This is a genomic window from Agrobacterium sp. NPDC089420 (assembly GCF_044900305.1).
Classification (GTDB): Bacteria; Pseudomonadota; Alphaproteobacteria; order Rhizobiales; family Rhizobiaceae; genus Agrobacterium.
The window spans coordinates 50410-73612 of the sequence record NZ_JBJDMY010000009.1 but is presented as its reverse complement, the minus strand read 5'-3'; the positions used below and the strand labels follow the sequence as shown (position 1 = coordinate 73612).

Annotated in this window: 21 protein-coding genes; 3 read left to right on the top strand and 18 right to left on the bottom strand. The window is 60.9% G+C overall.

The genetic code is table 11. From position 1 onward, the window contains the following. Nucleotides 1–10: 10 nt before the first annotated feature. Genes ACI2KA_RS15490 through ACI2KA_RS15475 form a run of 4 tightly spaced genes read right to left on the bottom strand, consistent with a single transcriptional unit; the run spans nt 11 to nt 4491 of the window. Nucleotides 11–1357: an NAD(P)/FAD-dependent oxidoreductase gene (locus ACI2KA_RS15490; protein ID WP_404503360.1), complete on the bottom strand. Its 1347-nt coding sequence runs from the start codon at nt 1355–1357 to the stop codon at nt 11–13. Then, the gene (locus tag ACI2KA_RS15485) at nt 1354–2871 is read right to left on the bottom strand and encodes an aldehyde dehydrogenase (RefSeq protein ID WP_404503359.1); all 1518 of its coding nucleotides are present in this window, start codon (nt 2869–2871) and stop codon (nt 1354–1356) included. Before ACI2KA_RS15485 ends, ACI2KA_RS15490 begins: the two co-directional genes overlap by 4 nt. After that, nucleotides 2864–3778 carry a dihydrodipicolinate synthase family protein gene (locus ACI2KA_RS15480; protein ID WP_404503358.1) on the bottom strand — a complete coding sequence of 305 codons (915 nt, stop codon included), beginning with the start codon at nt 3776–3778 and terminating at the stop codon, nt 2864–2866. The genes ACI2KA_RS15485 and ACI2KA_RS15480 overlap by 8 nt, the downstream gene beginning before the upstream one ends. Further along, nucleotides 3775–4491: a GntR family transcriptional regulator gene (locus ACI2KA_RS15475; protein WP_404503357.1), complete on the bottom strand. Its 717-nt coding sequence runs from the start codon at nt 4489–4491 to the stop codon at nt 3775–3777. Before ACI2KA_RS15475 ends, ACI2KA_RS15480 begins: the two co-directional genes overlap by 4 nt. 392 nt (nt 4492–4883) lie before the next feature. Between ACI2KA_RS15475 and ACI2KA_RS15470 the strand changes: the two genes are divergently transcribed. Both ACI2KA_RS15470 and ACI2KA_RS15465 read left to right on the top strand, forming a co-directional pair. Then, the gene (locus tag ACI2KA_RS15470) at nt 4884–6296 is read left to right on the top strand and encodes a hypothetical protein (RefSeq protein ID WP_404503356.1); all 1413 of its coding nucleotides are present in this window, start codon (nt 4884–4886) and stop codon (nt 6294–6296) included. After that, nucleotides 6293–7399 carry a hypothetical protein gene (locus tag ACI2KA_RS15465; RefSeq protein WP_404503355.1) on the top strand — a complete coding sequence of 369 codons (1107 nt, stop codon included), beginning with the start codon at nt 6293–6295 and terminating at the stop codon, nt 7397–7399. The genes ACI2KA_RS15470 and ACI2KA_RS15465 overlap by 4 nt, the downstream gene beginning before the upstream one ends. Before the next feature lie 152 nt (nt 7400–7551). Here ACI2KA_RS15465 and ACI2KA_RS15460 read toward each other — a convergent pair whose 3' ends face one another. The 5 genes from ACI2KA_RS15460 to ACI2KA_RS15440 form a co-directional block, all read right to left on the bottom strand. After that, the gene (locus ACI2KA_RS15460; protein WP_404503354.1) at nt 7552–8319 is read right to left on the bottom strand and encodes an SDR family oxidoreductase; all 768 of its coding nucleotides are present in this window, start codon (nt 8317–8319) and stop codon (nt 7552–7554) included. Between the two features lie 12 nt (nt 8320–8331). After that, a complete protein-coding gene (locus tag ACI2KA_RS15455) occupies nt 8332–9531 on the bottom strand; it encodes a mandelate racemase/muconate lactonizing enzyme family protein (RefSeq protein WP_404503353.1) in 1200 nt (399 codons plus the stop codon). Nucleotides 9532–9701: 170 nt separating this feature from the next. After that, nucleotides 9702–10850, bottom strand: coding sequence for a galactonate dehydratase (gene dgoD, locus ACI2KA_RS15450; protein ID WP_404503352.1), 1149 nt, complete (start codon nt 10848–10850; stop codon nt 9702–9704). Between the two features lie 42 nt (nt 10851–10892). After that, nucleotides 10893–11666 (bottom strand): SDR family NAD(P)-dependent oxidoreductase, encoded by a 774-nt coding sequence (locus ACI2KA_RS15445; RefSeq protein WP_404503351.1) that lies wholly within the window; start codon nt 11664–11666, stop codon nt 10893–10895. Nucleotides 11667–11678: 12 nt separating this feature from the next. After that, nucleotides 11679–12710, bottom strand: a complete 1032-nt coding sequence (locus tag ACI2KA_RS15440) for an L-idonate 5-dehydrogenase (RefSeq protein ID WP_404503350.1) — start codon at nt 12708–12710, stop codon at nt 11679–11681. 222 nt (nt 12711–12932) lie between these two features. Here ACI2KA_RS15440 and ACI2KA_RS15435 point away from each other — a divergent pair, with 222 nt between their 5' ends. Beyond that, nucleotides 12933–13694, top strand: a complete 762-nt coding sequence (locus ACI2KA_RS15435; RefSeq protein ID WP_404503349.1) for a GntR family transcriptional regulator — start codon at nt 12933–12935, stop codon at nt 13692–13694. A gap of 46 nt (nt 13695–13740) precedes the next feature. On the opposite strand, the gene ACI2KA_RS15430 is transcribed toward ACI2KA_RS15435, so the two are convergent. From ACI2KA_RS15430 to ACI2KA_RS15390, 9 genes are all read right to left on the bottom strand, one after another. Beyond that, nucleotides 13741–14901, bottom strand: coding sequence for an ABC transporter ATP-binding protein (locus ACI2KA_RS15430; RefSeq protein WP_404503348.1), 1161 nt, complete (start codon nt 14899–14901; stop codon nt 13741–13743). A gap of 15 nt (nt 14902–14916) precedes the next feature. Beyond that, nucleotides 14917–15747: a carbohydrate ABC transporter permease gene (locus ACI2KA_RS15425; RefSeq protein ID WP_404503347.1), complete on the bottom strand. Its 831-nt coding sequence runs from the start codon at nt 15745–15747 to the stop codon at nt 14917–14919. Beyond that, the gene (locus ACI2KA_RS15420) at nt 15744–16667 is read right to left on the bottom strand and encodes a carbohydrate ABC transporter permease (protein ID WP_404503346.1); all 924 of its coding nucleotides are present in this window, start codon (nt 16665–16667) and stop codon (nt 15744–15746) included. Before ACI2KA_RS15420 ends, ACI2KA_RS15425 begins: the two co-directional genes overlap by 4 nt. Before the next feature lie 40 nt (nt 16668–16707). After that, entirely contained in the window at nt 16708–17952 is a 1245-nt protein-coding gene (locus ACI2KA_RS15415; RefSeq protein ID WP_404503345.1) for an ABC transporter substrate-binding protein, read from the bottom strand. 501 nt (nt 17953–18453) lie between these two features. After that, nucleotides 18454–19623, bottom strand: coding sequence for an alpha-D-ribose 1-methylphosphonate 5-triphosphate diphosphatase (locus tag ACI2KA_RS15410; protein ID WP_404503344.1), 1170 nt, complete (start codon nt 19621–19623; stop codon nt 18454–18456). Next, a complete protein-coding gene (locus ACI2KA_RS15405) occupies nt 19610–19909 on the bottom strand; it encodes an ATP-binding cassette domain-containing protein (protein WP_404503343.1) in 300 nt (99 codons plus the stop codon). Before ACI2KA_RS15405 ends, ACI2KA_RS15410 begins: the two co-directional genes overlap by 14 nt. A gap of 152 nt (nt 19910–20061) precedes the next feature. Then, entirely contained in the window at nt 20062–20835 is a 774-nt protein-coding gene (gene phnF / locus ACI2KA_RS15400; RefSeq protein WP_404503342.1) for a phosphonate metabolism transcriptional regulator PhnF, read from the bottom strand. Nucleotides 20836–21092: 257 nt separating this feature from the next. After that, on the bottom strand, nt 21093–21764 hold the full coding sequence (locus ACI2KA_RS15395; protein WP_404503341.1) for a flavin reductase family protein: 672 nt from the start codon (nt 21762–21764) through the stop codon (nt 21093–21095). A 1-nt stretch (nt 21765) separates the two neighbouring features. After that, entirely contained in the window at nt 21766–23190 is a 1425-nt protein-coding gene (locus ACI2KA_RS15390; RefSeq protein WP_404503340.1) for a M24 family metallopeptidase, read from the bottom strand. Nucleotides 23191–23203 lie beyond the last annotated feature (13 nt).

Here is a 23203-nt window from a genome sequence, read left to right as displayed (position 1 = left end):
CGGAGGTTCTTCATCCCTCGCGGCCTGCACGCAATTCCTGCAATCGGATCACGCCATTGATGCCAAGCCAGGCAAACGGCTCGGGCGGTATGCGCGAAGGCGCCGGGTGATCCATGTATCGACTGAGTTCCGGCGACATCGTCCCCGTGGCGAGATCGGCGGCCATGATGCCCGCCAGAGTGCTTTTCACCGTTCCAAGACCGTTTTCGCAGCAGGCGGAAAAGAGCCCCTCCTCCACCTCGCCGAAGGCGGGCGCATGGTTGCGGCTGAGGCAGAGGCGCCCGGCCCAACTATGTTCGAAACCCACCTGCGCCAGTTCCGGGAAACGGGCATCGAACGAACGGCGATGCTCCTCTTTCATCCTCGCCATCCGGCGCTCACCGACAGCAACCTTCGTCTCGTAGGTATACTTCGTGCGGATGACGATCCGCGAAACGCCGTTGGTCGTGATCTTGCGGATGGTTGCCCCCATGGCATCGGCTGGCAGCAGCGCCCAGCGATCCCTGCCGGAAACCGAAGAGCCGAATGCGCCTGCGGGGAAGCCGGCCGTCATCGAGGCATAAGCGAAGATATGCATCAGCCGGCCGCCGAAGTGACCGAAATCGTCGATATGTCCGTTGACGCCCAGAATGACCTTTGCCGCCGTGACCGATCCGGATGGAGAGGAGGCGATCCACCGCCCATCCTTCCGTATGAGCGACGTGACCGGCGAGCGCTCGAAAATATCGATCTTGCCCGACAGGCCGGCAGCGAACTGGCGCACATAATCGGCGGGCTGGATCAAGACAGTTCCCGGCGTATAAAGCCCGCCGAGATAATAGCCGGAGCCAGTGAGTTCCCGCATTTCCTGCGCGTCGAGGAAGAGGTGCTTCTCGCCGGCCGCCTTCAGCGACTGGCCAAAATTCGCGTTCAGCTTCATTCCCCGCCCCGTGGCGGCGGCATTGATCTTGCCGGCGGGATCAAAAGTCTCGCGCGACATGCCATAGTCCTGCGCCGCGTCTTTCGCAAAAGCGATGGCAAACCGGTTCTGGGCCATCTCCACCCGCGTCGCCTCGGCTCCGCCGCTGGAATATTCGCTTGCGGAGAGATTATGCGGAACATCGATCATGAAGCCCGAATTGCGCCCCGACGTGCCCTTTCCGATTTCGCCCGCGTCGACCAGCACGATTTTCTCGTCCGGACGCAACGCCTGCAGGCGACGCGCGGCCGACAGGCCGGCGAAACCCGCGCCGATCACCAGCCAATCGGCGGATAAGGCACCCTCAAGCTTTCTGAGCGGGAAAGGGCGCCGACTGATCGCCTCCCAGCCGGAGACGCCGTTTTCAACGGGAAGACGTCTCACGGTTCCTGTCGTCATCTGACCGTCTCGTCCACGGAGCGCTCGGAAACATCGATCCAGATCGTCTTCAGTTCGCAATAATTGTCGTGAGCGAAGATCGACTTGTCGCGACCGCCGAAACCGGATTCCTTGTAACCGCCAAATGGCGTGCTGGCGTCTCCCTCCCCGAAGCAGTTGACGGTGACGACGCCGGCACGGATTTCACGCGACAGCCTGATGGCGTTTCTGAGGCTGCCGGTATAGACCGAGGCCGTCAGTCCGTAATTGGTGTCGTTGGCAAGTGCGACAGCCTCGGCCAGCGTGTTGAACGTCGTCACAGACAGGACCGGCCCGAAGATTTCCTCCTGGAACAGCCGGCTTTTCGGCGTGACGCCGTCAACAACCGTCGGCTCCACAAAGGCACCGCCCCGCGTGTCGCCGCCATGAACGACCGCGAGCTTCTCCGCTCTGGCGTCCTCGAGGAACGAGGTCACCTTGTCGAAATGCGCCCTGTTGACCAGCGCGCCGATGCGGTTTTCCGGATCAAGCGGATCACCTGTTTTCCACTCCCGCAGATAAGCACCGATCCTGTTCAGAAGCTCGTCCTTGACCTTCGAATGGACAATCAGGCGCGAGGTGGCCGAACAATTTTCGCCCATGTTCCAGAAGGCGCCGTTGACGACCTGCTCGGCGACCAGATCGAGGTCCTCGGCATCATCGAGAACGACCGCCGGGTTCTTGCCTCCGCATTCCAGCACAACCTTCTTGAGGTTGGAATCGGCGGCATAACGCAGGAAACGGCGGCCGGTCGGCGTCGACCCCGTGAACGCGACCATGTCGACATCCATATGCAGGCCGAGAGGTTCGCCCACATCCTTGCCGCTGCCGGTGACGACGTTGAAAACGCCGGCCGGAATGCCGGCTTCATGAGCGAGTTCCGCAACCCGAAGCGTGGTGAGCGTCGTGTCTTCCGCCGGCTTGACGACGACGGAACAACCGGCGGCCAGCGCCGGGCCGATCTTCCAGGCCAGCATCAGCAGCGGAAAGTTCCATGGCAAGACACATCCAACGACGCCGATCGGCTCGCGCACGATCATCGTCAGCGCGTTTGAACCGGCCGGGGCTGTGTTGTCGTAAAGCTTGTCGATCAGCTCGGCATGCCAGCGCAGCGTATGAACGGTATCGGGAATATCGACCGTCTGGCACTCGCGCACCGGCTTGCCGCTATCGAGGCTTTCCATGACCGCCAGTTCGTGACGATTGCGCTCGATGAGCTTGGCGAGCCTGAGGAGGACCGCCTTGCGCTCGCCCGGATGCTGCAGACGCCAGCGACCATCATCGAATGCGCCGCGTGCCTTGACAACAGCGAGATCGACATCCGTGCTGTCGCATGCGGCAATCTTTGCAAGCGTTTCGCCGTTTGCCGGGTTCTTGGTCTTGAATGTCTTGCCGGAACTGGCCGGACGGAATGCGCCATCGATGAAAGCGCCCGTCGGAAACTGGAGATCGGCGGCAATCGCCCTGTATTCGGCGGCGGTCAACGGTTCATGCATGACGATTGGCTCCCGACGTAATCTGGCCGACCGTCCGCTTCAACGTGGCGACAACGGTCTCAAGTGTTCTCTTTTCTTCGGAGTTCATCGGCCGCAGCGGGGCGCGGACCGGTCCGGCCGTCAGGCCGATGATCTCGCAGCCATGCTTGATCGACTGGACGAACTTGCCGCATTCGAGGAAATCCATAAGCGGCAGCATCGCGGTCATGATCGCACGGCCCTTGTCGAAATTCTTTTCGACGACGCAGGCCTCATAAAGCGCCACATGTTCTTTCGGCAGGAAATTCGAACCGGCGCAGACCCAGCTTCTGGCGCCCCAGGCGAAGAATTCCAGCGCCTGATCGTCCCAGCCGCAGGACAGGGCGATATGGGGGAATTTCCGGGCAAGCAGATGAAGATTGGCCATCTCGCCGGAACTTTCCTTGATGGCGACGACATTCCGCGACTTGCCGACACGCGCAAAATAGTCCTCGCCCATCATCACGCCCATGCGTGCCGGATAATTGTAGAGCATGATCGGCAGGTTGGCGGCGCGATCGACGGTCAGCGCGTGAACCGCGTTCTCCCGCTCGGTCGGCAGCGCGTAGGGCGGCGTCGAGACCAGAATTGCATCGGCGCCGATCTCTTTGGCCGCCTTGGCATATTCGACGGAATCCTCCGTTCGCGTCGCGCCTGTGCCGACGATGAGCGGCAGCCGGCTGCCGATGACGTCCCTGGCATAGGCGGCAAGATCGAAACGCTCCTGACTCGTCTGGGCGTAATATTCCCCGGTCGAACCGCCGACGATGATTCCGTGAACGCCCGCCTCGATCAGCGACTCCAGAACCGCGGAAAATGCTTTCCGGTCGATCTGTCCGTTTTCGTCGAGCGGCGTTATCGCCGGCGTGTAAATCCCCTCAAACTTCACGATGACTTCTCCAGTGACTGCATGGTCGGGCCGCCAAGAACGGCGTCGACCTTCATGCCCTGCGGCGCGATGAACATTTCCATGTTCTCGCGTGACAGTTCCCAATGCTCGAAGACGAGATCAACGACCGCATCCTCGTCATGGGCGCTGAGCGCTTCGATGAAACTGTCATGATGCTCGACCGCCAATTGCAGGCGGCGTTCCATGTCCTGGTTTCGGGGCCGAAAGAATGTGTGGCCGATGCGGGCGTGGTCGATGAGAAGACGGCCGAGGCTCGGCTGCAGATAGGCGTTGGCCGACATTTCGCCGAATATCTCATGAAAGCGATTGTTCTGCAGAACCATGCCCAGCGCATCCCTTTCACCGCTGGCCTTGCGAAACCGCTCTTGGGTTTCCTTCAGGTCGGCAAGCTGCATCGGCTTGAAATTCTGTACCGCCAGCCGCCCGATCGCCGCATAGATCATAGGCGCGACCTGAAAGAAGTTGCGCAGCGTCGTGTGATTCATCGGAATGACGCGCGCACCCCGGTTTTCACGAATATCGATATATCCCTCGCCGGCCAGCCGGCGAAAAATGTCACGCACGGGCGTTCGGGATAGGCCGTAATATTCGCTCAGGGACACTTCATCGAGATCCGCATCCGGATCGAGCTCCATCGTCAGGATCTGGCGCTTCAAATCCTCATAGAGACTGCTCTTTACGGTCTTCGCCATGGCGTAACTCCGAGCTTCCTAGTGTTGATGATCCAAAGATTGCACGGGGACGGCGGAACGTCAAGAGATTGTGTACTTAGTGTACACATTAGGTGCAACGAAATAATACATTTGTGTTGGAGATGCAGTTAAGCAATTGTTCTAATATAATATTTTAAAAATTTGAATTGCGTGCGGCCGGCCGGAAAATGGCGACGGCGCGGCAACGGACGAAGGCCAACGTCCTCTCACGGCTTCCGTCGGCCAACACATCCCGCAGAATGGCGCTGGACAACGCAACAACTTTTCGAAGAGAAAATCTACTATTGCGAGTATTTTCCGGATGTCGTAATCTCACGCAGAAATTGTGCCAGCCACGGCTGCAATCCAGCAGCCGGAAAGAGGAGGTTACGATGCCCGCTTTAGCCCATGGACTCTTTCCGGTTGCGCGGCCGCCACAATTGCGGACAAAAGAAAACATCCAGCCGCCGGCCCTGCCCTCTGCCTGGGAATGCACCGCCCTTCTGCACTCCTTCAGCCCGCCGCCGCGAAACGACCCGCAAACCACGCCATTTTACCAGATGTGCATTGCCAATATCAGCTTCATCGCCAACCAGGTGATGTCCATCTGTGTCGTGGGGCTGGATTACGGCACCTGGTGGTACAGGATCACGCCGCAGGGGACTGAGCTATCCACCAACCAGGGCGCGACCTGGACCGTGGTCGACATGGGCTGGACGCTGCCGACGCAGAACTGGCTGAACAACCAGCCGTCCTATTTCCAGACCGGGTACCTCAACTGGATGGAGGCGCAGGAAGTCGACTGGTGGAAACAACCCGTCCCCGGCTCCAATGCGACGACATGGATGTGGTTCGATACCGGGACGCAATTGCCGTTCCGGATGATGTTCGGAGCGCCGCCATCGTCTCCGACCATGGGGGACCCGGCCCAGCTCGCCTTTTTCCAGAACTTCTCCTTCACCTATTTTCCGACATTTGCCCCGGCCACGGCGCCCAATGTCGATTCCTGGGTCGATCCCGTGATCGCCGGTTTCCAGCCCGGCAATCCGAACAACCAGAAGCTCGTCGTCTGGAACCCCTGCTTTTTCATGACGACCTATATGACGCCGGTCGATTCCCAGAGCATGCCGCTGCCGACCGTCGTTCTTTATCAGTGGAAACCGGATGGGAGTTACCGCCTCGCCTCGGATCGCGCCCAGGCCACCATCATGTCCTACGAATATAATCCGAGCGCCGGGTTTCAGGATCAGGTGGCGATGCTCTACGGGATCGCACCGTCGGGAACGACACCGCCGCCGCTCGCGGGCAGCGGTTATATCTACAACGAGACGTTCTTCCTCTCGCGTGGATATCCTTTCCCGATCGTCTGGTCATGCGACAATATCGGGCTTGGACAGGAACCTCCGGACTGGGCGCGCATTCCTGCCGTCGATGGCACTATCCACGCCTCGATTACCAACAACCCTGCCCTTTCTCCCGGACAGACCACCAATATCATCTCAGTCCTGTTCCCGCCGACGAAAGAATATCCGCAAGGCCGGTATCTGTGGACGTGGTACAGTCCCTTTCCCGGATCGGACGGCACGCGCAGCCGGCCGGTCACCTTCATGGAATCCGCCTCGACCATTGCCGAGGGCGGCACCAGCCTCGCGCTGGCCGACTATTACGCATATCAGGAATCCCCCGCCTGGTTCCCTGCGGAATTTTTCGACCTGCCGCCGCTCTGCCTTGCCCAACCCAAGCCGGGCGCGGCCAAGACCGGCAAACCGAAAGGCGCCGCATTGCGCGGGGCCGGATCGAAATGAGCGCATCCGTTTCACATCCGGCCAAAGGCAGGTTGCGGACGGCGGCACGAACGGGCGCGTGCCTGCTGTTTGCCTTTGCCTGCCTTGCGATCAGCACGCGCGCTGACGCGCAGGAGACCTATTCCAGGGACGCGAACTTCCCGCAGCTCGGCGGCTTCAACGTCGAAAATATCAGCTGGGTGACTTTGTCGCCCGCCGGCGACAGGCTGTACATGGTGCAGAGAGGCAAACCCGCAATCTCCATCCTGACACTGGACGGCCGGCTTGTCTCTTCCTGGTCGACCGACTGGCTTGGCGAGCCGCATTCGCTGAGCTTTCAGAAAACCGCGCAAGGGGAGATATTTGCCTGGGTCACCGACATGGCGCCGCCCAACACGGCCGGCGGCGCCTTCGGGCACTGCATCAAGAAATTCACGCCGGATGGCGACTATCTGGGCAGTATCGGCGTCTGCGGCGCCAACAGCCAGGGCAGCGGCCTGGACCCCGTCCAGTTCGACAAGGTCACGGATGTCGCCTTTGACGGCAACGGCGTAATGTGGGTGACGGACGGCGATGTCGGCGGATTGAACAACCGCGTGCTGTCCCTCGATCCCGATACCGGCAAGGTCCTGCAGGTCTGGTCGGCGCCGGGAAACAAGGCCGGAGCCGGCGCCGGACAGTTCAATCTGCCGCACGCCATCACCACCGACCGCTGCAACCGGATCTTTGTCGCCGACGCCCTCAATCATCGCGTCCAGATTTTCAAGCAGGACGGAAGTTTTCTCCAGCAATTACAGTGTTTCGGCAGCCTCGGCGTTTATGGGCTGGCACTGACGGGCGGCGAGGCATCCTCCACCCGGCTTTTTGTTTCCAGCAGCACCACCACCTTTACCGGCGTCGGCAATGTCCAGATTTTTCCGGTCAGCAACGATTGCACGACGGCAACGCCGATCGAAACCGGATGTCAGGGCGCCGCGGATTTGCCGATCTCGCTGCCGCAGGGAACATCCGGCTCGGCCCTTCACAATATTGAAGTCGCCGCAGGCGGCGAAGCGTTCTTTATCGCCCCTTTGGGGGGCGATCTGCTGCCGCAGAAATGGCTGGGCGACCAATCCGGCAAGTAATATCAGGCAGGCGCGAAGGACCTTTGGCGCGGAGAAATATCCCACCGCCCGGCATTCATAGGGGCCAGGCAGCCTTTGCAGCCTAGCCCTCCGGTTCCGCGACGCTTCCAGCGCAACGATGCTCCGCGCCAGCAACCCCGGCGATACGACGCCTACAAGACCGAGATCATCCCGCCATCGGCATAAACGATCTGACCGTTGACATAGTCGGATGCGGCGGATGCAAAATAGATGACGGTGCCCGCCAGCTCTTCGGGCCGACCCCAGCGCCGCGCCGGCGTTCGTGCCTTGACCCAGGCATCGAAGTCCGGATTGGCAAGCAGCGCCTCATTCATGTCCGTGATCATGTAACCGGGGCCGATCGCGTTCGCCTGGATGCCCTTTTCGGCCCACTCCGCCGCCATGGCCTTGGTCAACATCTTGATGCCGCCTTTGGCGACGGTGTAAGGCGCAACCGTCGCCCGGGCGAGTTCGGAGGTCAGCGATCCGATATTGATGATCTTGCCGGAACCGCGCTCCGCCATTCGCCTGGCCGCCTCCCGGCCGACAAGGAAGGCCGACGTCAGATTGGTGTCGATGACCCGGCGCCAGTCGGCGGTCTCCAGCTCAAGCATCGGCTTGCGAAACTGGATGCCCGCATTGTTGACGAGGATGTCCACCCGGATGCCGTCCCGGTCGAACCTCTCGAAGGCCGCGATGACGGCGGCTTCGTCGGTCACGTCGAATGCCGCCGCCAGCACGTCGCGGCCGGCGGATCGCATCGCCAGAGCCGCCTCCTCCAGCCGACCGGTGTCGACGCCGTTGAGGATCACCCGGGCACCGGCATCCGCCAGCCCCTCGGCAAAGGCCCGCCCCAGCCCGCGCGACGAACCGGTGACGAGAGCCGTCTTGCCGCTGAGATCGAATAGCGAAACGCTCATGGGATTTTCCTCTCAGAGTTCGGATATGCGGACCGTGAGATCCGGGCGCTTGAAGAAGGACGGTTGCAGTTCGGTGCCGAGGCCAGGGCCTTCCATCGGATAGACGAAGCCGCCTTCGATGCGCGGAACCTCCGTCACCAGTTCGCGATACCAGCCTTTGTAAAAGGCCCGCACGCTTTCCTGAATGAGCGTATTGGGCTGCGAGAAACTCATGTGGATGGCAGCGGCGAAACCGACGGGGCCGATGCAGTCATGCGGGGCGAAAGGCCGGTGATAGGTCTCCGCCATGGCCGCGATCTTGCGACCCTCGGTCAGGCCGCCCGTCCAGCACAGATCGGCCATGACGACATGGGCGGCGTCGCGGTCGAGATACTCCTTGTAGGCAAAACGGGTGCCGAGCGTTTCGGAGGCGCAGGTCCACACATCGGTGGAATGCGCGTATTCGGCAAGCGCCTGCGGCGAATTCATCCGGATCGGATCTTCGTACCAGGTGGGCTTGAACGGTTCGAGCGCCCGCGCAATCTGTTTGGCAACCGGCAGGTTCCACAGCGAATGGAACTCGACCATGATATCCATCTTGTCGCCGACGGCCTTGCGGATCAGCTCGAACGGCCGGATCGCCGTCTTCATCTGATCCGGCGTAATGAACAGCCCGCGGTTTTCCATCGCCGGAGGATCGAACGGCCAGATCTTCATGGCCGTGATCCCGTTCGACAGCAGGTCCTCCGCCAGTTCGCCCGCCCGGTTCATGAAACCGTCGAGATCCTCGTAAGGACCGGCCTCTTCCCCCAGATTCCAGGTATCCACCGGCTTGATCTTTTTCGTCCGCACGTAACGGCTTCCCGCGCAGGTGTTGTAGACGCGCATCTTCTCGACACAGAGGCCGCCCAGCATCTGGTGAACGGGCTGCCCGCACACTTTGCCGAACAGATCCCACAACGCGATGTCGATTGCCGACGCCGCCCGATGTTCAGCCCCCGTCGAGGCATGCGCCATGGGGAGGTTGAGCATTTCCCGGTGAAGCGCCTCGATATGGAGCGGATTGCGGCCCACGAGCCGGCTTGCCAGCGTATCGTGGATGTGGGCCTCAACCGCCGCTGCCCCGTAAAAGGTTTCGCCGAGGCCGGTAATGCCGTGATCTGTCTCCACATGCACCCAAAGAACGTTGGAGAACTCTTCTGCACGAAAAGTCTTGATCGCAGTTATTTTCATCATCGCTTCCATTTATTCTGTTGACCCATTATTTGCGGAGACACGACGTCCGCTAACATTCCCAAAAGAGTATCGCCGTGGTTTGAAGGCCGGTCGCGCCACCGGCTTGCGTGCTGGTTGTGACGGCCGGCATATCCACTGTCCTGACGACCCTGGCGATCTGGGCGGCGCTACCATTCGGCCACGCTTCCATCCTGATGACGCCAGAGCGGATTGCGCCAGCGATGACCTTTCTTCGCCATTTCGACCACATGCGCTTCATCCACCTCGATCCCAAGACCGGGACCCTGAGGTATGTCGACAAATCCGTGCTCGTAACGAAAGACATCCTTGTTGGTGATGTAGTCCAGAAGGTCGCTACCCTGATTGTAGTGAATGCCGAGGCTCTGCTCCTGGATAAAGGCGTTGTGGCTGACAGCATCGATTTGCAGGCAGGCGGCCAGAGCGATTGGCCCCAGCGGGCAATGGGGCGCAAGCGCGACGTCATAGGCCTCCGCCATGGTCGCAATCTTGCGGCATTCGGTGATTCCGCCCGCATGCGAAAGATCCGGCTGGATGATATCGACATAACCGCCGGAGAGTACGGATTTGAAATCCCAGCGTGAATAAAGCCGCTCGCCGAGCGCGATCGGCGCCGAGCAATGGTTGGCGATTTCCTTCAGCGCCTCGAGATTTTCCGAAAGCACCGGCTCCTCGATGAACATCAGCTTGAACTGCTCGAGTTCCCTTGCCAGGACCTTGGCCATCGGCCTGTGAACCCGGCCATGGAAATCGGCGCCGATACCGACATGTGGCCCCACGGCATCGCGCACGGCGCCGATCGTCGCGACGATGGCGTCGATCTTGTCGTTGCCGTCGACGATCTGCAGTTCTTCGGCACCATTCAGCTTGATAGCCTTGAAGCCTGCGGCAACGACATCCCGGGCATTGTTCGCGACGTCGCTCGGACGATCGCCGCCGATCCACGAATAGACCTTGATCCTGTCGCGGCACTGGCCGCCAAGCAGCGAGTGGACCGGCTGGCCGAGCGCCTTGCCCTTGATATCCCAGAGCGCCTGGTCGATCCCGGCAATGGCGCTCATATGGACCGCGCCGCCACGGTAAAAACCGCCGCGATACATGACCGTCCAATGATCCTCGATCAGGAACGGATCCTTGCCGATGAGGTAGTCCTCCAGCTCATGCACGGCCGCCTGTACCGTCAGGGCTCTGCCTTCGACCACGGGCTCGCCCCAGCCGGTGATGCCCTCATCCGTCTCGATCTTGAGGAACATCCAGCGTGGCGGAACGATATAGGTCTCGAGTTTCGTGATCTTCATGCTGTTCTCCTCCGGCCTTGAGCGGACGGTTCGATCTGCTATTTAGCCGGATATGGAATATCCGCCATCGACGGGGATGGCCGTGCCGGTGATGAAACCGGAGCCGGGACCGGCAAGAAAGGCGGCGATGCCCTCGAAATCCTCCCCGCGTCCCCAGCGCCCGGCAGGCGTGCGGGCAAGTACTTTCTGGTTCAGCCCCTCCACCTCCTGCCTGGCCGAAGCGCCCAGATCCGTATCGATCCACCCCGGCAGAACGGCATTGACCTGAATGTTGTCCGGCGCCCAGGCAACGGCGAGCGACCGGGTCAGCTGGACGATGCCGCCTTTGCTCGCCCCATAGGCGGGTGCAAAAGAAGCGCCGAATATGGATGTCATGGAGCCGATATTGATGATCTTGCCCTGGCCTGCCGCCTTCATCGCCGGGTAAGCCGCCTGCGAGCAGACGAATGCCGCCGTCAGATTGGTCTGAATGATGCGGTTCCAGTCGGAAAGATCAAAGATTTCCGGCGCGCGGCGGACATTGATGCCGGCATTGTTGACGAGGATGTCGAGCCGGCCTTCTGCCTGCACCAGATCCGCGATGGCCTGCATGCAGGCGTTGTCATCGCTGATATCCAGTTGCAGAAACCGGCCTGACCCTGTTGTTGCGTCAAGCAGCCGGACGGCATCCCCGCCCTTGTGCGGGTTGCGCCCGGCAATCACCACCCTTGCCCCGGCCTTTGCCAGACCAAAGGCCATCGACAGCCCGATACCGCCATTGCCGCCGGTGACGAGCGCTACTTTTCCCGAAAGGGATGTGGTTGATACGCAATTCATGCCTGGCGCCTTTCAGAATGACAATTGCACCTTCATCGCCCGCGACCGGTCGGCGGCCAGCATGAAGGCCGCATCCGCCTCCTGAAAAGGCAAAGTGTGGGTTACGAGCGGTTTCAGATCGATGCCGCCGGCATTCATCAGATCGACGGCCTGCCGGAATTCGCCGTCGAAACGGAAGGTGCCGCGCAGCTGCAATTCCTTGGTGACGATTGCGTTGATCGGCAGCGTCACATCGCCGCCAAGTCCCAGCTGGACGATGATGCCGCCAGCGCGAAGGACTGCAAGCGCACCGTTGAGCGCAGCCTGATTGCCCGATGCTTCGAACAGCACGTCGATTGTGCCCTTGCCAGCAGCATAGGGCGCGAGCGCTTCCGGCGTCGTCTTCATGTTGAGAACCTTGGTGGCCCCGAGCCTGCTGGCGACCTGCAGCGGGAATTCGCCGACATCCGTGACGACGATTTCCGCAGCACCGGCATGGCGCGCGACCAGCACGCACAAGGCCCCGATGGGACCGCAGCCCGTGACCAGCACACGCTTGCCCAGAAGCGGTCCCGCCTGTTTCATGGCGTGAAGGACAACCGCAAGCGGTTCAGCCATGGCCGCTTCCGCCATGGTGACGGTGTCGGCGATCGGAATAGCCTGGGCGGCGCTGACGGTGATGCTCTGGCGAAAACCGCCCTGCGCATGCGGCAGGCGCATGGCGCTGCCCATGAACTGCATGTGCATGCACTGGTTATGGGCGCCCTGAAGGCAATATTCGCATGCGTAGCAGGGCGAACTCGGATTGACCGACACCCGCATGCCCGGCACCAGATGCGAAACACCGGCACCGCATTCCTCAATGATCCCAGCCATTTCGTGACCGAGCGCCATCGGTTCACGCACGCGGATGCTGCCGGAGCCTCCATGCAGGTAATAATGGAGATCGGAACCGCAAATGCCTCCGGTCTTGACGGCGATCTGCACCTGACCGGCAGCCGGCGCGATACTCTCCACGGGTTCGATCCGCAAATCCTTCGCAGCGTGAATGATGACGCCTAACATCGAATTGTCCTTCCTGATTTCGCCCTGACGCAGCCTGAGCCGCCTTCAAACGCGACATGTCCTGGTTTGATGGTGCCGCCCGCCGGCGAAAAGCGTCCCCGCCATGCCGGCACTTCCTTTGAAAATTCTGGAAATCTGAAATATTGAGAAATTTCCTGTCATTGCATTTTGCAACTGACGAGACGGAACGGTAACGTCAGGCAGAATCTTGAGGAATGAAACATGGCCGGTGAAGACAAGAACGGGACGAAAGATGAAGACGGCAATCCGCAGGAGAAGAAGAGACGCAACAGTGTCAACCTGACGGAGCTTGCCTATGAGCGCATCGAGCACCTGATCATCACCTGTGAGCTCAAGCCCGGCCGCTTTCTGTCCATTCAGGACCTCCAGAGAGAGACCGGATTGAGCCGCACACCCGTGCATCAGGCGGTCAGCCGGCTGGCCGCCGATACGCTCGTGATCATTCAACCGCGTCACGGCCTGCAGATCGCGCCCATCGACCTTGCCCGCGAGCGGATGCTTCTGCGTTTGCGGCGCGACCTGGAGCGCTTCGTCGTGTCCCTGGCTGCCGAACACTCGACGTCCACGCACCGCTCGCAGATGCTGCACATCACCCGCATTCTCAAAGACCAGCGCGACACGATGGCGATCGGCGACTTCAATATTTTCGACCGCCGTATCGACAGGCTGATCCTGCTGGCGGCGGGGGAGCCTTTCCTCGAGCATACGCTGCGGCCGCTTCATACGCTGTTCCGGCGGATCGGCCTTATCCACCACCGCAATATCGGCGGTGCGGAAAGCCTTGCCGGAAGCATCCAGAGCCATATCGGCATACTCGAGGCGATCGCCAAGCGGAATGTCGCACTGGCCGTCGAGGCGTCCGACCAGCTGATCGACTACGTTGACCGGATGTTCGATGCCCTTGAGAGGGATATCGATCCGTCGATTCTCGATTCCAGTCTGGAATCGCTGATCTCGCTTTGACGTATCGCAGCTTGCGTGGTTCATGATCCGGCTCCGGTTCCAAGGATCAAGGGCGCAGCCGCAGACCGGTTTCAGGCGAAAACAGAACGGCTTCATCAGGGTTGAAGGCCAGCGAAACCGGATCGCCGACCTTGAGCGCGGTATAACCCTGCTCGGTGACCATGACGGCGTCCAGCTCGCCTTCCTCGCGATGCGCCGTGCGGGCATTGCGAAGCGTCACCGCGATGACGGATTCGGCGCCGATATGCTCGACCAGCGTTACCGTGCCCTCGACGGCGCCCGGCTGAAGCTCAGACGTCAGCTTGACCGCATTCGGGCGGATGCCGAACAGAACCTTGCCGTTTGCCCTGACCGCCGCCGACAATTCCTGCGGCAAGGCAAGCGCAACGCCGCCCACACTGACGACACCGCTTGCGGCATCGGCCTCGATGAGGTTCATCGGCGGTGTACCGATAAAGCGCGCGACATAGGTATTGGCCGGATCGCTGTAGATTTCGCGGGAGGACCCGAATTGCTGAACGACGCCGTTGCGCATGAGCGCGATCTTGCTTCCCATCGTCATGGCCTCAACCTGATCATGGGTCACATATACGAATGTGCCGCCGATATCGGCATGCAGCTTGGAAATTTCCGCCCGCATCGACGTCCTGAGCTTGGCGTCGAGATTGGAGAGCGGTTCGTCCATCAGGAAAACTTCGGGCTGCCGCACCATCGCCCGGCCCAGCGCGACACGCTGGCGCTGACCGCCCGAGAGAGTGCGCGGAAACCGGTCCAGCATCTCGGTCAGGCCCAGTATCCTGGCGTTGCGCTGCACCATTTCCTTCACCTGCGGCGAATTCTCGATCCGGCGCTTGGCAAGGCCGCCGATAATCGGCAGGTGATGCCACCAGCGGAACTGTTTCATCACCAGTGGAAACGTCATGTTCCGCCGCACGGTCAGATGCGGATAGAGCGCATAGGACTGAAAGACGAAGGCCATGTCGCGATCGCTTGGCGGCAGATTATCGACGCGGCGATCGCCGATCAGGATTTCTCCGCCGGAAATGCTCTCAAGGCCTGCCAGCATGCGCAGAAGCGTTGACTTGCCGCAGCCCGAAGGCCCGAGCAGGACCAGAAAATCACCATCGGAAACGGCGATATCGATATTATTGATAACTTCCTTCGCGCCGAAACTCTTGCTGACGCTCTTCAGGGTAATGGATGCCATTTCAAAAATCCTTTATCAGCCCTTGACGCTGCCGGCCGTCATTCCGGCCACGACGTAACGCTGGACAAGCAGGTAAAACAGGACAGCAGGCAGCGTGTAGATGAAGCCGACCGCCATGACGGAATGGACCGGCGTCGACAATTCGCCGACGAAACCGGCGAGCCCGACCGAGGCGGTGCGCAGGCTTTCGCTGCTGATAAGCGTCTGGGCGAAAACATATTCGTTCCAGCCGTTGAAGAAGGCGATGACCGAGGCGGCGGCAAGCGTCGGCCCGATCAGCGGCACCACGATCAGAAGCACCACGTCGAGCTTGGAGCACCCCTCCATACGGGCGGCCTCCTCAACCTCGATCGGCACCGCGTCGATGGCCCCCTTGAGGATCCAGGCGATGACCGGCACCGTGAAGGCGGTGTTGGCGAGGATCAGGCCGGTCAGGGTATTGAGCAGCCCAAGGTCGCCGAAGATGGCGTAAAGCGGCACGACCAGCATGGCTTCGGGCAGCATCTGGGTCGCAAACAGCACGAAGCCGAGAAGCGCGAGACCGAAGAACCTGAACCGCGAAAGCGCGTAGGCGGGCAGGATCGCCAGCACAATGCTGAGCACCGTGGTGCCGGAGGCAACGATCACGCTGTTTTTCAGCCATGTCGCGACCGGTATGGTCTTGAACACGTCCTGATAAACATTGAGTTCCGAAAGAGACGGCAGGAATTGCGGGGTTGCGGCAAAAAGCTCCGAAGACGTGGTGAGCGATGTCACGAACATCCAATAGATCGGGAAAACGGCGACGCCGAGAAGGGCGAGGACGCTGATCATGCGCAGGCCGTGCTGCCAGGGAGAGGTTTTCATGCGCGTCTCCCCTGCGCCCGTTCGGCACGCTGCGATATCTTGAAGTAGATCATTGTCACGGCAAGCGCGATCGCCAGGCCGACCATGCCGATGGATGCCGCACTGCCAAGCTCGCGATAGACGAAACCCTGACGGTAAAGCTCGATCACCAGCGTATTGGTCGCGCCGATCGGCCCGCCCTGTGTCATCAGCCAGATCAGATCGAAACGGCGCAGCGACCAGATGGTGACGAACAGGGCGAGCAGCAGCACGGTCGGCTGGATGGTCGGCCAGACCGCCGTCTTGAACACGTTGAAGCGGTCGGCGCCATCGATGATCGCAGCTTCGCGCACTTCCGAGGGAACACCCTGCAGGGCTGCCAGAATGACGACGGACGAAAACGGAAATATCTGCCAGATGGTGGTGATCATGATGGCCGGCAGGGCAAGCGACGGATTGTCCAGCCAGTTCTCACCGGAAAACGGCAGACCCAGCACCCGTAGCGCATAATTGAACACGCCATATTGCGAATTGAGCATCCAGGTGAAGATCAGCGCAACGGCCACTGGCGGCGCCGCCCAGGGCACCGTAACCAGGGCGCGGGCAATGCCGCGCCCGGTAAAGGGGTTGTTGAGCAGCAGCGCCGTACCGAGGCCGAAACCGATCGCCAGTACAACGCACAGGATCGTATAGATCAGCGTGACCCAGAGAACCTGGGCGAAATCGCTGGTCTCGAAAATATACAGATAGTTTTCGAAACCGACAAAGAGCTGGTCGTCAGGAGACAGCAGCGAAGTCGATGTGAAGCTGAGCTTCAACTCCTGCAGCAAGGGATAGATTTGAAACAGCAGGAGATAAAGGGCGACAGGCGCGGCGAACCAATAGGGTGTCCACCGGCTGCCCTCGATCCCGCTTCGTGAACCGGATGATCGCATCGACATGACTCGTTCTTTGAAAATTGCAGGCGAAGTCTGCGCCGCATCAGCGGCGCAGCACCCGCCGCTCGATCAGCCGCTGCGCGGCATCCATGGCTTCCTTCGGATCCTGCCCGCCCTGAAGAACCTTCAGCACGCTTTCGAGCACGATCTGCTGGATTTCCGGCGTCTTGGTCTCAAGCCCCATGACCAGTTGCGGGACCGCCGTTTCAACCTGCTTGTCATAAACGCTAAGCCAGGGCTGCGCCGCCAGATCCTCGGCCGAATATTCAGTCACCGTACCGACGATGGTTCCCATGGCCTTTTGCAGGCCCTGCTGATTTTCCGGCTGCAGCGCCCATTTCAGGAAGGTGACGGCCGCCTCCTTGTGCTTGGTATTGGCGTTGATCGACAGCATGGTCATGATCAGGCCCTGCGCCGGTGTCGGGAAAGGCGACGGAGCGGCCGCAAAGGGAAGGTTCGGGGAATTCTGGTGGAAGATTGCCGCAACGCCGCCATTGTCGACGTTCATTGCGATCTTGCCTTCCCAGAACATGCGCCGGTAGGTGGCCGCATCGGCGCCTTTCGGAATGACGTCGAGATCGTAGACCGCCTTATAGGCCTCGATGCCCTTGATGACGTCGGGGCTGTTGACCGTCAGATTGCCGTCGGCGTCACTCCAGCGTCCCCCAAATCCGTAGACGAAATTGCAGACGTCCTGCCAGAAGCCGGCTCGCTCGGCCATCGTGGCGCGGTACGCATAGCCATATTTGCCGTCACCCGTCGTTTCCTTGGCGACCTTCAGGAAATCCTCGAATGTCGTGGGCGGCGCGCCCTTGACGATATCTTTATTATAGAGGAGCCCATAACCGGTGGAATCGAAGATCACGCCATAACGCTTGCCGTTTACGGCGAGATATTTGTCCGGGCCGATGAATTTATATTGCGAAGGATCGATAAGACCGTCGAGGGAAAGGACCCGCCCCGATGGCACGGCCGCGAAATAGTCGATCTGGTCGAAACGGACCAGATCCGGGCCGCCGCCGCCGCCCATCTGCGTGAAGACGGTGTTGGCGAAACTGGAGAACGGGATCGCGATCGGTTCGACCTCGATCTTGTCCTGGCTGTCGTTGAATTTCTGAACCCACGCCTTGGCGCGGTCGCCGCGGCCCGCCTCGGAGAACATCGCCGCAGCAAATGTGATTTTATCTTTTGCCTGCTGCGCGAAGGCTGTGCCCGACAGCGCCGACACCATAAGCGCGGACGCCAGCACGCCGCGAACAATTCCACGTCTTGAATGCAGATAAGCCATTTGGATCCTCCATCCTATACGCATGCCCGGCCGACGTTTCCTCCACCGCCGGACATGCCTCCTCATCCACTAACTAGAATGTTGTGATATTTCACGAAAGTCAATGCTCTTATTCGTGTCGTCAACCGGGACATTGCGGTCATACCGACATGGCGTGACGGAGGCTGGGGCGCAGACACGCCCCAGGCTGGAAAAGATGTTGACGAAACAAGTGGCTGTCGCCCGAAACCGATGGTGCGGCAACGGCGGCAACCTCCATCCGTGACGATCTGTCACGAAGCCGCCTGCGAACGGATCGACGTCCGCCGGTGTGAAAACGACAATCTCGCCTTCGGCGCCCCGGATGAAATGCGCGCAGACTTCGGACGGGGAGCGCCTGAAGGCATGGCCATCCGCGGGTTCGGCACTCATGAACCCGCATACCGTCCCGCCTAGGGTCTTACGGCATATGAGCAACCGTCCCCGAAATGGTGGAGGCCGTCATCGGAAGGATCGTTGCCGTCAGGCAGCGGCTTTCGCAGCCATCGCGATGGCGCCGTCCGACCAGACCTTGCGCCCGCCGCGGATCGTCGCCCGAAGCCGCGCCATCTTGCCGCGCTCGGCGATGACCAGATCGGCCCTCAGCCCCTTGGCGATATGGCCACGGTCCTTGAGACCCAGCGCGGCAGCGGGATTGGCGCTTGCAAGCGCAACCGAGGCAGGCAGCCCGCCCTCGCTCATATCGGCAAGCGCCAGCACGGCGGGCAAGATCGCCGACGGATGATAGTCGCTGGCAAGGATGTCCAGCACGCCGGCCGAAAAGGCTTCCCGCGCCGACAGATTGCCGGAATAAGACAGCCCGCGCAGGGCATTGGGCGCGCCCATCGCCGTTGCCAGACCGCGACGCCTGGCTTCGGCGGCCACCTCCAGCGTGATCGGGAATTCACTGATTGCCGCGCCCAGACCATGCAGCAGCGCGACCTTTTCCAGGCTGTCGTCATCATGCGACGCGATGACGACGCCGTTGGCGCGGGCGAGTTCCGCAAGGCCGGTGACGACATCCATGGTATCGCCATGCGCTTCACGCGCCGCGATGCGCTGTTTGACCATTTCGACGGCCGTGGCGTAATCGATGTTCCTTGTCTTCGCCATATTGCGGGTATGGATTTCGAGGTCGCGATACTGGCCTTGCCCCGGCGTATGATCCATCAACGAGATCAGGCCAAGCACACCGCTCTGCACCAGCCGTTCAGCCACGGTGACGGCCGAGGGGAAGGTCACCTCGAAGCGGGCATGCACACGATGATCGACCAGCAATTCATTGCGCATCGTCACGAGCGCATCGATGATTGCCGTCGTATTTTCCACCGAGCGGACATGACCGTAGGTCGTCGGGGTGAAAGCGAGCGCCGCATAGGCCGTCGTGATGCCATTCGCCGCCAGCTTCTTGTCGAGATCGTATATGCCGAGTTCAAGCGGCATGCGGACATTGGCGCGTGGTTCGATCTCCTTTTCGATCATGTCGCCATGCATGTCGATGAAACCGGGCAACAACAGCCGCCCTTCGCCGTCTATCGCCGCATTGGCGACGGGCCTGTCGCTGATTTCCGCGATCAGCCCGTCTTCAATTCTCAAGGACCCCCGCTCGATGATGCGATCCTTCAGGACGATCTCAAAATTACTCAACCACATGTTCATCCACCTCATCCGCAATTCTGATTGTTTCCAACTGTATCTCCCGGTCGATAAGGCCGGCAACATCTTCCTGATGATGGAACATGCCGATCATCGCGACACCGGCCGCCTTGAGTTCGGCCAGCCGCTCCACCAGCGCCCTGCGCGCCATGCCGTCGAGCGAAGCCGTCGGCTCATCGAGAAGCAGCAGCAGGATCAGCGCCCGTGCCAGATTGACCTTCTGCTGTTCGCCGCCCGAAAACGTCGACGGATAGGCCGGCCAGAATGCGCAGGACCTCGTCATGGCGATAACTGCCGATGATCGTCTCCGTTTCCGCGCCGCTCTTCATCCGTCTTCCTCTCAAACCGCGCGCATTTGGCGCGTATATTTCTGCCCGAAACCAGGGTGTGCGATGCTTTGACCGCCTGTTTCCCCCGTGTCTTGCCGCAACTGTTTCAAGCGCCTCCGGTCGGATTGCCGGACGCCTCGTCGTAATCGACCACGAACTGGATACGCTCGCCGGCCCAGACGACCTCCGAATAAGCAATAGGACCTCCCTGCATGTCGACATCGACCTTCCGGACGACCAGCACCGGTTGTTCCTGGGATTGCGCGAGCATGTGCGCCTCCTCACCGATCGGCAGGCGGGTGAAGATGGTCGTGCGATGACGCAGATAGTCCTGAACGCCGAAATCCCTGTAGATTTCGGTAATGGACACACCGTCCCGGCGGCGGATATGCATATTCGGAAAGCGTGCGACCGGATGATAGGCACGGCTCACGGTAATCGGCGCATCATCGGCAAAACCGCGGCGTGCGATCATGTAAACCGCATCGCCCTCGGCGATATGCAATGCCGTCGCCACGACCGGGGGAGCCGCCATCTCAAGCTCCTCGACCGGCAATCCGGAAGGAACGCGCCCCTGCTCCTTCAGGTTCTTGCTGAAGCGCGTGCGCCGCGCAATGTTGTAACGGATGACGGATTGCTGTTCGACGAAGGTGCCGCGCCCCTGCTCAACCCGCACCTTGCCGGCCGTCGCCAATTCGGCAATCGCCCGGCGCACCGTGTGACGGCCGACACCGAAACGCTGCATCATTTCCGCCTCGGTCGGCAACTGGGCTCCTGCCGGAAGCGCCCCGGAGGTAATCTCCCGGTTCAACAGACCTTCCACATTTTGCCACTGCCCCCATTTGGAGCGGACCACCGCATCCTCATTCGCCTTAATCATTCGAATGACTTCCTTTATTCATTCGGATGACCTGATGCAGTAACAGCGGTTGGTGACAGTTGTATGTAATCCGGGCCTTCTGACGGGGCGGCCCGGAAAAATTGAATGGCCTCCTCGATGTGCGGAGGCCTTCGTTCCGGGAAGCCGCGCGCGACTGGCCCGTCTTGCCGAGGTGCGGTTCGGAGAGGTCTATCGCCCGATATCGGCGTTGCCGGCCGCATCCGACGTCTTCACAGTGTCGCGCGGTCCCGGATATTTCACATTGCGGCGGACTTCGCAGCCCTCTTGCGCAGACGCCACTCTTCTTCCGTCAGGGTTTTGATGTCGAACTGGTCGCGCGTGCGGGCGTAGGTGTGCCCGCCCATGCGGCCCACCGCATCCATGAGATGCTGGTCGATATGCAGGTTCGAAGAATTGACCGCATCGCTGCGCACAAAGACGCCGACAACTTCGCCCAGGATGATCTCCCGGGCCGGACCGACCTGCAGCGTGGTATGACGTCGGCATTCCAGCGCCGCGGGGGCGGCAAGAATACGCGGGCTGCGGACCATCTGGCCGCGCACGGTAGCAAGGCCCGCCTCTTCCATTTCATCCACCTCCGGGCCGAATTTGATGGCGCAGACCTCCATCTGGTCGACCAGGGCATTGTCGCAGATATGCACCGTGAATTCGCCGGTCTCGCGAATGTTGCGGGCCGTGTCCTTGAAGCGCATATCCGCATAATTCTCGACGCCGATGGCAACGATGGCCGGATCATGGGTCAGGACATTGAAGAAACTGAACGGACCGGCATTCGGCTGGCCTTGCTTGTTCACGGTCGTCACCAGGGCGATGGGGCGCGGAATGACCGTGCCGATCAAAATCTTGTAGCGCTCCCGCTCGTTGAGCTTGGCGAAATCGAAATGGGTATGTGCGGGGATGGTGGTCATCTCAGGCCTCGGCAGCGACGCGGTGGGTTTCAAGCGGTGTGTGACGGCTCAGATTTTCAAAACCGTCGCGGGTGACGACATACATGTCGCCGACATTGCAGCCGGCCGAGAGGGGCTCCAGCCATTGCGTATGCAGCACGAAAACCATGCCCTCTTCCATGCGGTCGTAATTATGCGACGAGATATTGAAGCTGTTCTGGCCGCCGGCCATGCCGACGGAATGGCCGAGATTGGGGTTGTGCGGCCCATGCGCTGCCGGATAGACGTGCATGAGGCTGCGGCCCTGCGCTTCCCAATCGATGTTCCTGACATATTGGCGTGGGACGAGGCGTGCGCTGCCATCCTCCATCGGCGCCCAGTTATAGGGCATGGTCCGCGCCTCGGGCGAGGCCAGCATGCCGCGTTCGATCATCGGCTCGAAAGCCGCATTGTTGACGTCACGCATCAGAGCACCCGGCCGGATCAGCTTTTCGGCTCGCTTCACACCTTCGGTACAGGCGGCCAGCACCTCTTCCTGCCTTTCGGTGATGCCGCCGACGGCGATCATGCGGGCGGTCTGAGCGGTATAGCCGCGATAGGTGACATTGGAGATGTAGAGATTGATGAGATCGCCGGAGCGCACGACATGGCCGTAAGGCTTGCCGCAATGGGTGCCGAACTCGTTGATGCCGATCTGATATCCGTCGCCGGTCTCGCCACCGAAGGAAAGCTGCGCCTGGGTGAAGGCGGCATAGATTTCATGGTCGGTTACGCCAAGCTTGGCGACATGGTAGGCGGCCTGGGTGGCGATGCTGACCAACTGGGCGGCGGCGCGGAACATCTCGATTTCGCGCGGCGAACGCACCTTCTGCATCCGGTCGAGAATGGCATTGTCGGCAACGAACCTGCTCTTCGGCATGAGCTCGTCGAGAGCCGCCCAGAAGGCCAGCGAGGTGCGATCGCCGATGCGGCCGATCTGCGCCTTCGACAGGCCCATTCCGGCCAGCAGTTCGGCGCATTTTTCCGCCGTCCTGACGATGCTGTCGCCCGGACGGTCGGCATATTCGCGACCGATCGGGCCGATCTGCCAGATGTCCTCCACCAGCACCGGCTCGCCGCCCGGCGGCAGAAGTACGGACTGGGTGAAGAAGGACAGCAGCACCATCGGCTTGTCGGCATCCGTCGGAATGATCAGCACGCCCTCGCGCATCCAGTCGCAGATATAGCGCAGATAGTGGTTGGAGGTGTGAAACCAGCCGACGCCGCCGGTATGGACGATCAGCGCGTCATGGCCGGCTTCCACCGCCTGGCGGCGGATACGGCGCAGACGATCCTCGAACTCCTCGACCGGCAGGGGAAGCGGCGCGGCGAAATCGAAATCCGGCTGGAAATCCGCCAGCAGCGACCCGACGCGATAGGAGCCTGTTTTGGTTGCACGTATGTTCATGGGTGTTCCTTCC